Here is a 13,580-nt window from a genome sequence, read left to right on the forward strand (position 1 = left end):
CCGGAGCGCCAATGAAATACCTCGCCGTGGCCGCAATCGCGGCTTATCAACGCTACCTGTCGCCGCTGAAGGGCTTCAGCTGCGCCTTCCGCGTCCATACCGGCAGGGACAGCTGCTCCCAGTACGGCAAGCGTGCCATCGCCCGCCATGGCACGGTGGCCGGCCTGCGGCTGCTACAGCGCCGCATGGCGGACTGCGGCGCCATGCACCGGCTGCGCCAACCGCCGCGCCCGGAGCTGTCGGCGCGCCACCGCATGCAGGCCGGCTTTTGCAGCTGGGGCGAAGTATTCGAATTCGGCTGCGATTTCTGCGGCGACTGGGCCGACGATGCGCGCTGCTGCCGCTGGCGCTACAACACCGTGCCTACCAAACTCGACGACAACTATACGGAAAGGAGCACCCGCCGCCGACGCAAGCTATCCACCACGCCTAAGAAGGGTAAATTGAAAGATAGTGGCGACCCTGCACCTGATAGCATCAAGAAATAGGCACACCGGGCATTATCGTCGCCATGCAAACGCCCCTCTTGAACCGGGCCGCTCAGGCCTTGTTGCGACGCCGCGCGCAAACACCGAGCAGACCCAGTCCCGCCATCAGCATGGCATAACTACCAGGTTCGGGAACGGCTGTGATCCGGGTAAATAAGACCGCATCTTCATTGGTTTCCAGTACGTCGCCGTTGACGAAAATGGCAAACGCGGGCGACTTGGGATGAGAGGTGCCCCATTGGCCGTCGGTATCGGCCATCAGCGCGAAGCTGAACGCGCCGGTTTGCGCATTCCACGTATAGCTGCCGTGTTCCATACCAGCTTGTCCGTTAGGATCGGTGGCCGGGTTGCCGTTGTCGGCAACAAAATACTCGCCGTTGGAGAGGAAGGAAATCACCAGATCGTCGCCCGCCAGCGCCGAGTTGCGTCCGTACCAAGCGCCAACGATACGCTTGGCCGGCGCCGAATCGACGACCCTGCTGAAACTGAAACCATCAAAATCAGCGGTATTTCCCGTCACGGCCAACTTGAAACTGCCGGCATGCGACAGCCCCCACTCACCGCTCGTATCGACATCGGTGGTGTGGGTCAACCAGCCGCTGCTGGCATTCCAGCTGTAATGGCCATGCTCCATGCCATCGTGCCCGCTGGGGTCTAGCGTGGAATCACCATCCTCCGCCATGAAATAAGTACCGTCTGCCAGGAAGGTGATCACGGCATCGCCATTATTTGACCCGAGATGCGTACCCGACCACGATCCCAGCAGAGATCCATTGTCGGCCAGGGCGACGTTGCTCAGCATCGAAGTGCCCGCCAGGCATATAGAAACAAGCGCTGTTTGAAGTTTGTTCATCACACGTCCGTCAAGAGTTAAGCGCCAGACCCACACGCAACTTATCATAATTGCATTAAATTTGATAAATTGCAATTTTTTCTCTACATCCCTGATTAACGTGTCGCGCCCATCGGAACTGGCCTCCGCTTAAAACTCTTCCCAGTCCCCTTCGCTGCCGCTGGACATCGCCGCCTGCCTGAAGGCGGACCTGGCCGCCGCAGGGGCGGCGGCCGGCCTGCCCGGCTTGGCCCTCCCGCTCGTCTGCAACCGGGCCACCGGCGCGGCTGCGCGGACCGGCACCAGCTTGGGACGCGCCGCCGGTGCGGCGGGCGCGGCCCGGTGGGCGGCGCCATCGAGCTTGAAGATGCTCACCACCTGCGTCAGCGCGCCGGCCTGGTCCTGCAGCGAGGTGGCCGCGGCGGCGGCCTCCTCCACCAGCGCGACGTTCTGCTGGGTGATGGAGTCCATCTGCCCGATCGCGCCATTGATCTGATCCAGTCCCGAGGTCTGGTCCTGGCTGGCCTGGGTGATCTCGCCCATGATGTCGGCCACGCGCTGGATGCTGGTGACGATTTCCTGCATGGTGACGCCGGCCTGGTCGACCAGCTTGGCGCCGCTGTCCACCTTGTCGACCGAATCGCCGATCAGTTCCTTGATTTCCTTGGCCGCGCCGGCCGAGCGCTGGGCCAGGTTGCGCACCTCGGAGGCGACCACGGCGAAGCCGCGGCCCTGCTCGCCAGCGCGCGCCGCTTCCACGGCGGCGTTCAACGCCAGGATATTGGTCTGGAAGGCGATACCATCGATCACGCCGATGATGTCGACGATTTTCTTGGACGACTCGTTGATCGAGCCCATGGTGTCGACCACCTGGGCCACCACGCTGCCGCCGCGCACCGCCACTGCCGACGCCGATTGCGCCAGCTGATTGGCCTGGCGGGCGTTGTCGGCGTTTTGCCTGACGGTGCTGGTCAGTTGCTCCATCGAGGTCGCGGTCTGCTCCAGCGATCCGGCCTGGTCGGTGGTGCGCTTGGACAGATCCATATTGCCGGCCGCGATCTCGCGCGTGGCGCTGGAGATGGTGTCGGTGCTGCCGCGCACTTCATGGACGATGCCGGCCAGATTGTCCTTCATCTGGTCCAGCGCGCCGAGCAGGATGCCGATCTCGTTGCCGCCGCGTACTCCGTTGCTGCCAGTCAGGTCTCCGGCCGCCACGCGGCTGGCGATGTCCGTGGCCTGCGCCAGCGGCACGGTGATCGCCCGCAGCAGGCCCATGCCCACCGCGATGCCCAGGCCCAGGCCGATGATCAGCAGCGCGAACATGGTGTAGCTGGACGTGCTCAGGCGGGAGTTGACTTCGGCCTCGTTGGCCAGCGCGCGGCCGGTGTCGAACTCGACCAGCGCCTTCAGCGCCACGTCGCCCACCCGGTAACCCGGATTGATCTTCTTGATCAGGATGGTCTCGGCCTCGTCCCACTGGTTGTTGCGGATCGCGGCGCTGGCGGCACGCACGTTTTCCACGCCCAGGCCGGCGCTGTCGGCATACCATTTTTCGGCCAGCTTTTTCTGCTCGGGCGAACTGAGCTTGGACAGATAGCCGTCCCAGCGTTTGGCGACGCGGGTCGTGATCTGGTCGATCTGGTCGAAGTGCAGCGTCAGCGCATGATCGTGGAGCTTGGACCAGGCCAACTCCGGATTGTGCTGCAGGGCTTGCAGGATCTGGCTGCGCCCCAGTTCCATGTCGAGCCGGATGGCGTTCTGCTCGGCGGTGTTTTTCTGGTCGTTGACCGTGACATTGCGCAGCAAGCTGACCGACTGGTCGGCGCCGTAGATGCCCATGGCGCCGTTGGCAAGCATGAGCGCGAGGAGCACGCCCAGCGCTCCGATCACCAGCTTCCTGATGCTTAAATTGGCAAACATAAACCCTCCTGGCTTTTTTTATAGGTCTGATATGGCTGGGATTACAATACGTGGAATCGGACCCGGCGATTCTCTCGAAAACTCACTTTGCTAGTTTCAACATCTATTTTTCTTGCCGCGCAGTAAATTAACAACGCTTCATGGCAGGGCTGTCTATCTTGAATTGCAAGCATGCCAACCATGCAATTTCCGCTGCGTCGAAATTTGAACGATAATGACGGCAGCCGCGATCCCGCGCCGCTACACCTGTCAATTTTCAGTGGGTTCTTTGCCAATTGTTATGAATGAAATCACCATCATTGTCGCCATCGACGCCCAGCGCGGCATAGGCCTCAACAACACCCTGCCCTGGCACTTGCCCGAGGACTTGGCGCACTTCAAGCGCCTGACCAGCGGCCACCCTATCGTGATGGGCCGCAAGACCTTCGATTCCATCGGCCGCGCCCTGCCCAACCGGCGCAACATCGTCGTCACCCGCAACGCCGACTGGCGCCATGCAGGCGTCGAAGCGGTGGACTCGCTGCCCGCCGCCCTGGCGCTGGCGGGAGAACTGCCCTTGTTTATTATTGGTGGAGCCCAGATCTTCGAACAGGCTTTGCCGTTGGCGAACCGCCTGGTCATTACGGAGATCGCCTCGAGTTTCGAGTGCGACACTTTCTTCCCCGCGCTAGACCGCGCACAATGGGTGCAACGCGAACGCCAGGAATATGCAGCGGCCAATGGTCTGCGCTATGCCATCGTCGATTGGCAGCGCGCCACCCCGTCCAACCCTACCGAAAGGAATTAACCAAGATGTCTGGAGATGGTTTTCACGTACACGGACCGCACGATCATGCGGTAGAGCACGCTGCCCACGGCAGCGACGGATTTTCCAACAACATCGCCGTCATGACGGCCATCCTGGCCACCGTCGGCGCCACCTTCGGCTACCTGGGCGGCGCCACGCAGAACGACGCGGCGCTGTTCAAGAACAACGCGGCCATCGACAAGACCCAGGCCGCCAACAGCTGGAACTACTACCAGGCCAAGTCCAGCAAGCAAAACCTGGCCGAACTGGCCATGGTGCTGCCGGGTGTCGATCCGAAAAAGTACGAGGCCGACGTGGCCCGCTACAAATCGGAAAAGGAAGACATCAAGAAGGACGCCGAAAAGTGGGAGGAATCCTCTAAAGAGTGGAACCACAAATCGGACGAGGCCATGCACGAGCACCACCAGTGGGCGCTGGCCACCACCGCCGAGCAGATCGCCATCTCGCTGGCCGCCATCACCCTGCTGACCCGCAAGAAATGGATGATGGGCCTGGCCTACGGCGTGGCCGGCGTCGGCATCGCGCTGGGCGCCTTCGCCTGGTTCCATATCGATCCGGTCGGCCAGATGCTGGCCAAACTGGGCGGCGGCGCGGTCGCTCACTAAGGGCTCCACACCCGGTGTAATACCGTCGTCATAGTATTGCGGCAATCTTGTCAGGATTTTTGCAATATTTTTTTCCCGCAGCGGCCCCATTTCTGCGAGAATCCCGTTCTTATTTTTTTTCTGCGGCTGCCGGATCGGCGGTCGCGCCCTAGTCCGCCCCTCCACACAAGTCAGGGGCGGCTTGCTTTTTTGGAGACATGCATGAAATTTCGTTTCCCCATCGTCATCATCGACGAGGATTTCCGTTCCGAGAACACGTCCGGCCTGGGCATTCGCGCCCTGGCCGATGCAATGGAAAAAGAAGGCATGGAAGTGGTGGGCGTGACCAGCTACGGCGACCTGTCCCAGTTTGCCCAGCAGCAGTCGCGCGCCTCGGCCTTCGTGCTGTCGATCGACGATGAGGAATTCGGCGCCGGCTCGGTCGAAGAGACCGACACCGCGCTCAAGTCGCTGCGCGCCTTCGTCGAGGAAATCCGCTACAAGAACGCCGACATCCCGATCTACCTGTACGGCGAAACCCGCACTTCGCGCCATATCCCCAACGATATCCTGCGCGAACTGCACGGCTTCATCCACATGTTCGAGGACACGCCGGAGTTCGTGGCGCGCCACATCATCCGCGAAGCCAAGTCCTACCTGGACGGCCTGTCGCCGCCGTTCTTCCGCGCGCTGGTGCACTACGCCAACGACGGCTCCTACTCGTGGCACTGCCCCGGCCACTCGGGCGGCGTGGCCTTCCTGAAGTCGCCGATCGGCCAGATGTTCCACCAGTTCTTCGGCGAGAACATGCTGCGCGCCGACGTCTGCAACGCCGTCGAAGAGCTGGGCCAGCTGCTGGACCACACCGGCCCGGTGGCCGCCTCCGAGCGCAACGCCGCCCGCATCTTCAACGCCGACCACTGCTACTTCGTCACCAACGGCACCTCGACCTCGAACAAGATGGTCTGGCACTCGACGGTGGCGCCGGGCGACATCGTCGTGGTCGACCGCAACTGCCACAAGTCCATCCTGCACTCGATCATCATGTGCGGCGCGATTCCGGTGTTCCTGATGCCGACCCGCAACCACCTGGGCATCATCGGTCCGATTCCGCTGGAAGAGTTCACGATGGAGAGCATCCAGCGCAAGATCGACGCCAACCCGTTCGCGCGCGAAGCCAAGAACAAGAAGCCGCGCATCCTGACCATCACCCAGTCGACCTACGACGGCGTGGTCTACAACGTGGAAACCCTGCGCGAAATGCTCGACGGCCAGATCGACACGCTGCACTTCGACGAAGCGTGGCTGCCGCACGCCACCTTCCACGACTTCTACAAGAACATGCACGCGATCGGCAAGGACCGTCCGCGCGCCAAGGAGTCGATGATCTTTTCGACCCAGTCCACCCACAAGCTGCTGGCCGGCCTGTCGCAGGCCTCGCAGGTGCTGGTGCGCGAATCGGAGTCGGTCAAGCTGGACCGCGACGCCTTCAACGAGGCCTACCTGATGCACACCTCGACCTCGCCGCAGTACTCGATCATCGCCTCGTGCGACGTCGCCGCGGCCATGATGGAAGCGCCGGGCGGCACCGCGCTGGTGGAGGAATCCATCCTCGAAGCGCTGGACTTCCGCCGCGCGATGAAGAAGATCGACCAGGAATGGGGCAAGGACTGGTGGTTCCAGGTGTGGGGCCCGCAGGAGTTCAGCGAAGAAGGCATCGGCACCCAGGAAGACTGGATCATCAAGGCCGAGGACGACTGGCACGGCTTCGGCAAGCTGGCGCCGGGCTTCAACATGCTGGACCCGATCAAGGCCACCATCGTCAATCCGGGCCTGTCGCTGGACGGCAAGTTCGCCGAGACCGGCATCCCGGCGTCCATCGTCACCAAGTACCTGGCCGAGCATGGCGTGATCATCGAGAAGTGCGGCCTGTACTCGTTCTTCATCATGTTCACCATCGGCATCACCAAGGGCCGCTGGAACACGCTGCTGACCGCTTTGCAGCAGTTCAAGGACGATTACGACAAGAACCAGCCGATGTGGCGCATCCTGCCGGAATTCGCGGCCGCCAACCCGACCTACGAAGGCCTGGGCCTGCGCGACCTGTGCCAGCAGATCCACGATTTCTACAAGGCCTACGACGTGGCGCGCCTGACCACCGAGATGTACTTGTCGGACATGATCCCGGCCATGAAGCCGTCCGACGCCTTCGCCAAGATGGCGCACCGCGAAATCGAACGGGTCGCCATCGACGAGCTGGAAGGCCGCATCACGTCCATCCTGCTGACGCCTTACCCGCCGGGCATCCCGCTGCTGATCCCCGGCGAGCGCTTCAACAAGACCATCGTCGACTACCTGCGCTTCGCGCGCGACTTCAACGAGCGCTTCCCCGGCTTCGAGACCGACGTGCACGGCCTGGTCAAGCGCGAGGTGGACGGCAAGCGCGGTTACTTCGTCGACTGCGTCAAACAGTAAATCCCCCAAGGCGCCGCTTGGGATGCAATGCCGCTCAGCTCACGCCGAGCGGCATTTTTTTGTTCGCGGAGTTTTCATAAAGAAAATGTTGGGTTGCAAAAAGAGGACACCAAGCCCAAATATTTTCTCTTTTTAACATGATAAGTTCATGCAAAATTGAGTCATCTCAACGTAACTTCGTCTATTTTAAAAAGCATTGCCACGCGGAATTGAAATTATTTTCTTTATGAAATACGTGCTCTTCTAAAATTCCCGTCTTTGGAAGTCCAAAAGGTGGAAAGATGAAAGTCACGTATAGGAAAACGGCGACCGCCCTGGCGCTCATGGTCTTGTTGGCGGCGTGCGGCGGCAGTTCGCGCGATGTCGCGCAACAGCAGAACGGCCAGCCCGCCGCCAGGACCGCCGCCATGGTGCGCAGCGGCGGCGCCAGCAGCGCCGGCAAAACGGCCGCGGTCGACAGGCCCAGCGCGCCGAACACCCCCAGCGCCGTCATCGCGCCGCCGCTGACGCCGGCCCAGGCCTCGCAATTCCTGGCGCAGGCCAGCTTCGGCCCGACGGCGGCGAGCATTGCGGAGCTCACCGGCGACAGCAAGGCCAGCTGGCTGGAGGCCCAGTTCACCAAACCGCAAGTGCTGCACCGAAGCTATGTCCAGCGGCTGCTCAGCCAGGGTATCAGCGTGACCCACAACCAGGTGTTCGAGTCGTTCTGGCTGCAGGCCGCAAGCGGCGAGGACCAGTTGCGCCAGCGCGTGGCCTTCGCCCTGTCGCAAATCTTCGTGGTGTCCACGGTCGACGGCAACCTGTGGTCGCGGCCGGTCGGCGTCGCCAGCTACTACGACACGCTGGGCCAGTACGCCTTCGGCAATTTCCGCGACCTGCTGCAAGCGGTCGCGCTGCACCCGATGATGGGGCTGTACCTCAACCATCTGCGCAACCAGAAGGAAGCGGGCTTCCGGGTACCGGACGAGAACTTCGCCCGCGAAGTCATGCAACTGATGACCATCGGCGTCTACCAGCTGAATCCGGACGGCAGCCTGCAAACCAGCGGCGGCAAGCCGATCGCCACCTTCACCCACGACGACGTCGCCGGACTGGCCAAGGTATTCAGCGGCTGGAGCTGGGCCGGCCCGGATACCAGCTCGGGTCGGTTCTACGGTTCCATCATCGATCCCGCGCGCGACTGGACGCCGATGCAAAGCTATCCGGTGTTCCATTCGGGCGCCGCCAAATCGTTCCTCGGCGCGAGCATCGGCGCCGGCGGCAGCGGCGCGTCGGATCTGAAGGTCGCGCTCGACACGATGTTCCAGCACCCCAACGTCGGCCCCTTCATCGGCCGGCAGCTGATCCAGCGCCTGGTCAGCAGCAATCCCAGTCCGGCCTACGTCGCCCGCGTCGCGGCCGCTTTTGCCGACAACGGCAGCGGCGTGCGCGGCGACATGCGGGCGGTGATCAGCGCCGTGTTGACCGACCCCGAGGCCGCCGACACGGGCAGCGCGAAGAAGCTGCGCGAACCGGTGCTGCGGCTGGCCAACTGGATCCGCGCCTTCAACGGCAAGTCGGCTTCGGGACGCTTCCGCATTGTCGGGCTGGACGATACGCTGAGCGGGATCGCCGAGGGGCCGCTGCGCTCGCCTTCGGTGTTCAATTTCTTCCGCCCGAACTACACCCCGCCGAGCACCGCGCTGGCGACGCAGAGCCTGGTCGCGCCGGAGATGCAGATCACCAGCGAACCGTCGGTGACCAGCTATCTGAACTTCATGCAGCGCCTCATTCCCAGCGGCGTCGGCGTCGACTTCGACGTCAAGCCCGACTACAGCGCCGAACTGGCGCTGGCCCTCGATCCGCCGCAGCTGGTCGACCGCATCAATCTGCTGCTGCTGAACGGCACCATGTCCACCACGCTGCGCAACCAGATCCTGGGCGCGCTCAACGCCATGTACGTGCCCAACGCCGCCATCTCGCCTTCGATGTTCGATACCTACCGCCACAACCGGGTTTATATGACGATCTTCCTGGCCATGGCTTCGCCTGAATACCTGGCGCAACGATAAGGACTCCACCATGCACCACCACCATTCCTCCCGCCGCCGCTTCCTCGGCAGCGCGCTCGCCCTGGCCGGCGGCGCCAGCGTGCCGTTCACCCTCAACCTGGCGGCGATGGGCAATGCCGCCGCCGCCGGCGCCACCGATTACAAAGCCATCGTGTGCCTGTTCCTGGCCGGAGGCAACGATCATTTCAACACCGTGCTCGCCACCGACAGCACCTCATGGAACGAATACCTGCGCATCCGCACCACCACCGGCGCCGGCTCGATCCAGCTGCCCCAGGTCAACACCAGCACCGGCGTGCTGCCGATCACCGCGGCCAATCCCCAGGCGGGCCGCACCTTCGGCCTGCACCCGGCCATGAAGCAAATCAAGGACTTGTTCGATGTGGGCCGCATCGCGGTGCTGACCAACGTCGGCACCCTGATCGAGCCGACCACGCTGGCGCAATACAAAGCCGGCTCGGTCGCAGTGCCGCAGCGCCTGTTTTCGCACACCGACCAGCAGGGCATGTGGCAGTCCGCCAGCGCCGACCTGTACGGCAGCACCGGCTGGGGCGGACGCCTGGCCGACCAGATCGCGGCCGGCAACAGCAATGCGACCTTCACCTGCATCTCCAACGCCGGCAACGCCCTGTTCCTGAGCGGACGCAACGTCCAGCAATATCAGGTCAGCGGCGATACCGCCGTGCCGATTACCCACCTCGACGACGGCCTGTTCGGGGTGCCCACCGGCGCCAATCCGCTACGCAGCATCATTACCGCGGACAGCGGCGACCCGTTCCAAAAAGCCCACGCCAGCGTGACGGCGCGCGCGATCGGCGCCCAGGCCACCTTGAACGGCGCGATGCTGGCGGCCGGCGCCAGCGGCGTGTCGGCGCCGACGCCGTACACCAATCCGCAGACCGGCGTGTCGGCCGTCAATCCGCTGGCGCAGCAGCTGCAAACCGTGGCGCGCATCATCGGCGGCCGCAATGCGCTGGGCGCCAAGCGGCAAGTGTTCTACGTCAGCCTGGCCGGCTTCGATACGCACGACAACCAGGCCGCCAACCACGCCGACCTGCTGGCGCGGCTGGCGCACGGCATGGCGTATTTCGATCTGGCCATGGGCAGCCTGCAGGGCATGGACATGCGCAAGCAGGTGACGCTGTTTACCGCCTCCGACTTCGGCCGCACGTTCGCCAGCAACGGCGACGGCACCGACCACGGCTGGGGTTCGCACCATTTCATCATGGGCGGCGCGGTCAAGGGCAAGAACATCTACGGCAGCATGCCGGTCACCGGACTGGGCCATGACCTGGACGTCGGTTCCGGCTCGCTGCTGCCGACCACCTCGGTCGACCAGTACGGCGCCACGCTGGCCAGCTGGTTCGGCCTGTCGGCCACGCAGATCGCCGACGTGTTCCCGAATATCGGCAACTTCAGTACCCCTAATCTGGGGTTTATGGGATGATGCCGGATCTGCAACAATCGCCCGCCCCATGGACAAGCAACTGGTATTCATCTGTTTTCTGACGTTTGTGATTCACATCATCGGCACCCTCGCCTACTCGGTGAGGATAGCCGGGGTGCGCACCCGGCGCATCGCCGTGTCGCTGGCCTTGTTCAGCATTCTGGTGCTGGTGTCGCGCACCTCGAATTCCTTCCTCGGACCGTTTCTCGCCAAGCGCATCGAACTGAGCCTGGCCCAGCCGCTGGCGGCCGAGCACGTGCTGTCCGACCTGCGTTGGCTGCTGCTGGCGGCCACGCTGGCGACCTTGGCCGGAGCCATCCTGATTCCGACCTTCCAGCGCGTGTTCTGCCGGGCGGTCGAGCATTTCCAGGTGCACCGCTCGGTGCCCAAGCTGCTGCTGCACGGCTTCTTCAAAGGGGGCCTGTCCTACGTCAAGGATGTGGCCGCCATGCCGTCGACCGACAATGTGCGCGGCCTGCGCGACAGCGGCAGCGTGTCGATGTCGGTGACCCTGCTCAACGTCGGCGCGGTGGCGCTGTGGACGGTCGGCGTGTTCGCCTCGCTGTATGCGGGCGTGCTCGATCCCGAGGTGCGGGTCACCTCCAGCACGCTGTCGTCCATCATCAACGGCGGCGCCACCGTGATGATGGCGGTGTTCATCGATCCCCATATGTCGGGCATGACCGACGACGTGGTCGAGGGCCGCGTCAGCGATACGCAGTTCCGCCGCGCCGTGGTGTGGCTGGTCGGCAGCCGCCTGGCCGGCACCTTGCTGGCGCAAATGCTGCTGGTGCCCTCGGCCGCCCTGATCGTCTGGGTGGCCAAGGTGCTGTGATCAGGCCGCCACGCCCACCGTCAAGGTCACCACGTAGCCGTCGCTGGCGTTGCCGCTGACGGCCGCCATCTGCAAGGCATAGCCGTCGCTGAAGATGCCGTCGGTGGCGTAGCTGATCTGCGCCAGGTTGCGCACGCTGGTGCCGTAGCCGCTGGCGGCGTAGGCCTCGTTGAGCGTCGCCATCGGGAAGGTGAACTGCGAAGTCTTGATGCGGTTGGCCGCGCTGGTGCTCTTGGCCAGCGTAGGATAGACCTCGAAGTGCACATGCGGCATGCGGCCCGCGTAGCAGCCCGGGAAGATGGTCTGGAACGTCAGGTTGCCGCCGCTGTCGCTGGCCTGCACCCCGCGCAGGTAGTTCTGGTCCGTGACGCCGTTCGAATACAGCGAGTAGTTGCCGTCGCGGTCGCAGTGCCACAGGTAGACCGCGTAGCCGGACAGGACCGCGCAACTGCCGTTGGCGTTGACGATCTGCAGCTTGATGGTCAGCGGCACGCCGGCCGCCACGCCGGTCGGACCGTTGAAACTGCTGCGTATGTCGCTGCGCACCACGCCCGACTGGGTCAGCACGTTGACCACGCCGCTGTTGTTGCTGTTGGTGCCGTCGCCCGGATAGGGGCCGCCGGTTTCCTCGGGGATCACCGCGCAGGAACCGGCGGCGGTGGTCGTGGTGGTGCTGGTCGAGGTTGACGCCGCGCTGGTGCTGTCGCTGGCAGATGAGCCTCCGCCGCAGCCAAGCACCGGCAGCGCCGACGCCCCGGCCAGCAGCCAGCGCAAGGTCTGGCGACGGTCGCTGGCCAGGTTCAGCATGGCGCTCAGGTCGGCCGCCAGGCTATGTTCGCGGGTGTCATCGTGGGATGGCATTTTTACTCCTTGTTTATACCGTGGTGTTGACCAGATTACCGCTGGTCCCGCTGCCGCCCACCTTGGTCGACAAGGCTTGCAGGAAGGCGGCCAGCTTGGTGTTGGCGTCGGTGCTGTCGCTGCTGGCGCTGGTGCCGCCGCCCAGCTTGTCGAGCAGCTTGGCGAAGCTGCTTTCCAGCTGGCTGACCGCGTCGGTGCTGTCGGTGCCGGTGTCGGACGTGTTGTCGGTGCTGCTCGAAGTCAGCTTGGAGAGCAGGCTTTGCAGATCCGATTCCAGCTTGCCCGGACCGCCTGGGCCGCCGCCCTGCTGCCCCTCGCCGTATGCAGGCGCATCGCTACTGCTGCTGGCGTTCTGCGCGTGCAGCGCACCCATCAGGCTTTGCAGGAAGCTGCCCAGCGCGTCGGCCACGGTGCCGCTGCTGTCGGCGCTGTCGGTGCTGCTGGCGCCGCTGGTGGAGGTGGAGGTCGAGGTGCTGCTGCTGTCGCCGGCATCGGTGATGCCGATGGCTTTGAAGGCGTCGGCAATGGCCGAGGCGAAGCCGCCGCCTTCGGGCGGACGTGGCGGCGGTGCGCCGCGCGCGGCCTCGGCGCCGTTGCCGGCGCTGGTGCTGCTCAAACGGCTCAGGAAGCTAAGCTGGCTGGTGTTGCTGGAACTCAGGGCGCTAATCGACATAAGGTTCTCCGTTCAGTGGTTGAGGGGGCATCAAGGGCGCGGCATGCGGCGGGCTTCGCCATCCGCCTGCTTCTTGCGCTGCTCGGGCGTCAGCACAGCCAGCAGCTTCTGCTCGGTACGCACATGCTGCAGGGCGACGTTGGCCATCGCTGTCGCGGCATCCTTGGCCAGCGCCGCGGCCTTGGCGTCGTCATACTGGTCGGCGCGGCCCAATGCGCGCAACGCTTCATGGGCCTTGGCGGCGGCCTTGCCCTGCTCGCGCAAATACGGCTCCTGCGCGTGCAGGATGGCGAACACCTTGTCCTCCTGCGCCTCGCTCAGCTCGATGCCGTGGACGAACGGCGGATGGCCGCCCATGCCCATATGGGGACCGCCGTGGAAGCCTGGACCGCGGTCGCCATGCTCTGGGCCTTCGTGCTCGTCGCCGTGGCCGGCGCCCTGCGTCATCATCGGTGGGCGGCCGGCGTCGTCGCCCAAGTCCTCGGCACGGGCGGCGCCACCTGCGGCGAACAGGGGCAACGCCATGGCGGCAGCCAGCAAGATATTGTGTAAGCTGGTTTTTTGAGTTTTCATACAAACAATCCTTGGTTGATTGGGAGTAGCCAT

The 13,580-nt window shown here is 63.9% G+C and carries 12 protein-coding genes; 7 read left to right on the top strand and 5 right to left on the bottom strand.

The features are described 5' to 3' along the window. Nucleotides 1–11 precede the first annotated feature (11 nt). Nucleotides 12–488: a membrane protein insertion efficiency factor YidD gene (gene yidD, locus AC07OK_RS14575; RefSeq protein WP_494690974.1), complete on the top strand. Its 477-nt coding sequence runs from the start codon at nt 12–14 to the stop codon at nt 486–488. A gap of 52 nt (nt 489–540) precedes the next feature. Here the strand turns inward: yidD and AC07OK_RS14580 are convergent, their stop codons facing one another. Both AC07OK_RS14580 and AC07OK_RS14585 read right to left on the bottom strand, forming a co-directional pair. Beyond that, a complete protein-coding gene (locus AC07OK_RS14580) occupies nt 541–1,341 on the bottom strand; it encodes a PEP-CTERM sorting domain-containing protein (RefSeq protein WP_494690975.1) in 801 nt (266 codons plus the stop codon). A gap of 129 nt (nt 1,342–1,470) precedes the next feature. Beyond that, nucleotides 1,471–3,240, bottom strand: coding sequence for a methyl-accepting chemotaxis protein (locus AC07OK_RS14585; RefSeq protein ID WP_494690976.1), 1,770 nt, complete (start codon nt 3,238–3,240; stop codon nt 1,471–1,473). Between the two features lie 280 nt (nt 3,241–3,520). On the opposite strand from AC07OK_RS14585, the gene AC07OK_RS14590 reads away from it, so the two are divergent. The 6 genes from AC07OK_RS14590 to AC07OK_RS14615 all read left to right on the top strand — a co-directional run bounded on the left by AC07OK_RS14590 (nt 3,521) and on the right by AC07OK_RS14615 (nt 11,440). Then, complete coding sequence (locus AC07OK_RS14590; protein ID WP_494690977.1) at nt 3,521–4,027, top strand: dihydrofolate reductase; 507 nt, start codon at nt 3,521–3,523, stop codon at nt 4,025–4,027. A gap of 5 nt (nt 4,028–4,032) precedes the next feature. Then, on the top strand, nt 4,033–4,653 hold the full coding sequence (locus tag AC07OK_RS14595; protein ID WP_494690978.1) for a DUF4337 domain-containing protein: 621 nt from the start codon (nt 4,033–4,035) through the stop codon (nt 4,651–4,653). 201 nt (nt 4,654–4,854) lie between these two features. Beyond that, nucleotides 4,855–7,107, top strand: a complete 2,253-nt coding sequence (locus AC07OK_RS14600) for an Orn/Lys/Arg family decarboxylase (protein WP_494690979.1) — start codon at nt 4,855–4,857, stop codon at nt 7,105–7,107. Nucleotides 7,108–7,388: 281 nt separating this feature from the next. Next, a complete protein-coding gene (locus tag AC07OK_RS14605) occupies nt 7,389–9,158 on the top strand; it encodes a DUF1800 domain-containing protein (protein ID WP_494690980.1) in 1,770 nt (589 codons plus the stop codon). 10 nt (nt 9,159–9,168) lie between these two features. Continuing rightward, a complete protein-coding gene (locus tag AC07OK_RS14610; RefSeq protein WP_494690981.1) occupies nt 9,169–10,605 on the top strand; it encodes a DUF1501 domain-containing protein in 1,437 nt (478 codons plus the stop codon). Between the two features lie 28 nt (nt 10,606–10,633). Further along, nucleotides 10,634–11,440: a lipid II flippase Amj family protein gene (locus AC07OK_RS14615; protein ID WP_494690982.1), complete on the top strand. Its 807-nt coding sequence runs from the start codon at nt 10,634–10,636 to the stop codon at nt 11,438–11,440. Here AC07OK_RS14615 and AC07OK_RS14620 read toward each other — a convergent pair whose 3' ends face one another. Genes AC07OK_RS14620 through AC07OK_RS14630 form a run of 3 tightly spaced genes read right to left on the bottom strand, consistent with a single transcriptional unit; the run spans nt 11,441 to nt 13,547 of the window. Further along, nucleotides 11,441–12,301 carry a dioxygenase family protein gene (locus AC07OK_RS14620; protein ID WP_494690983.1) on the bottom strand — a complete coding sequence of 287 codons (861 nt, stop codon included), beginning with the start codon at nt 12,299–12,301 and terminating at the stop codon, nt 11,441–11,443. It lies immediately after the preceding gene. Nucleotides 12,302–12,314: 13 nt separating this feature from the next. Beyond that, entirely contained in the window at nt 12,315–12,974 is a 660-nt protein-coding gene (locus AC07OK_RS14625; RefSeq protein ID WP_494690984.1) for a hypothetical protein, read from the bottom strand. Nucleotides 12,975–13,004: 30 nt separating this feature from the next. Beyond that, on the bottom strand, nt 13,005–13,547 hold the full coding sequence (locus tag AC07OK_RS14630; RefSeq protein ID WP_494690985.1) for a Spy/CpxP family protein refolding chaperone: 543 nt from the start codon (nt 13,545–13,547) through the stop codon (nt 13,005–13,007). Nucleotides 13,548–13,580: the final 33 nt, after the last annotated feature.

It is taken from the genome of Duganella sp. GW821-FHT07G03 (genome assembly GCF_059418605.1).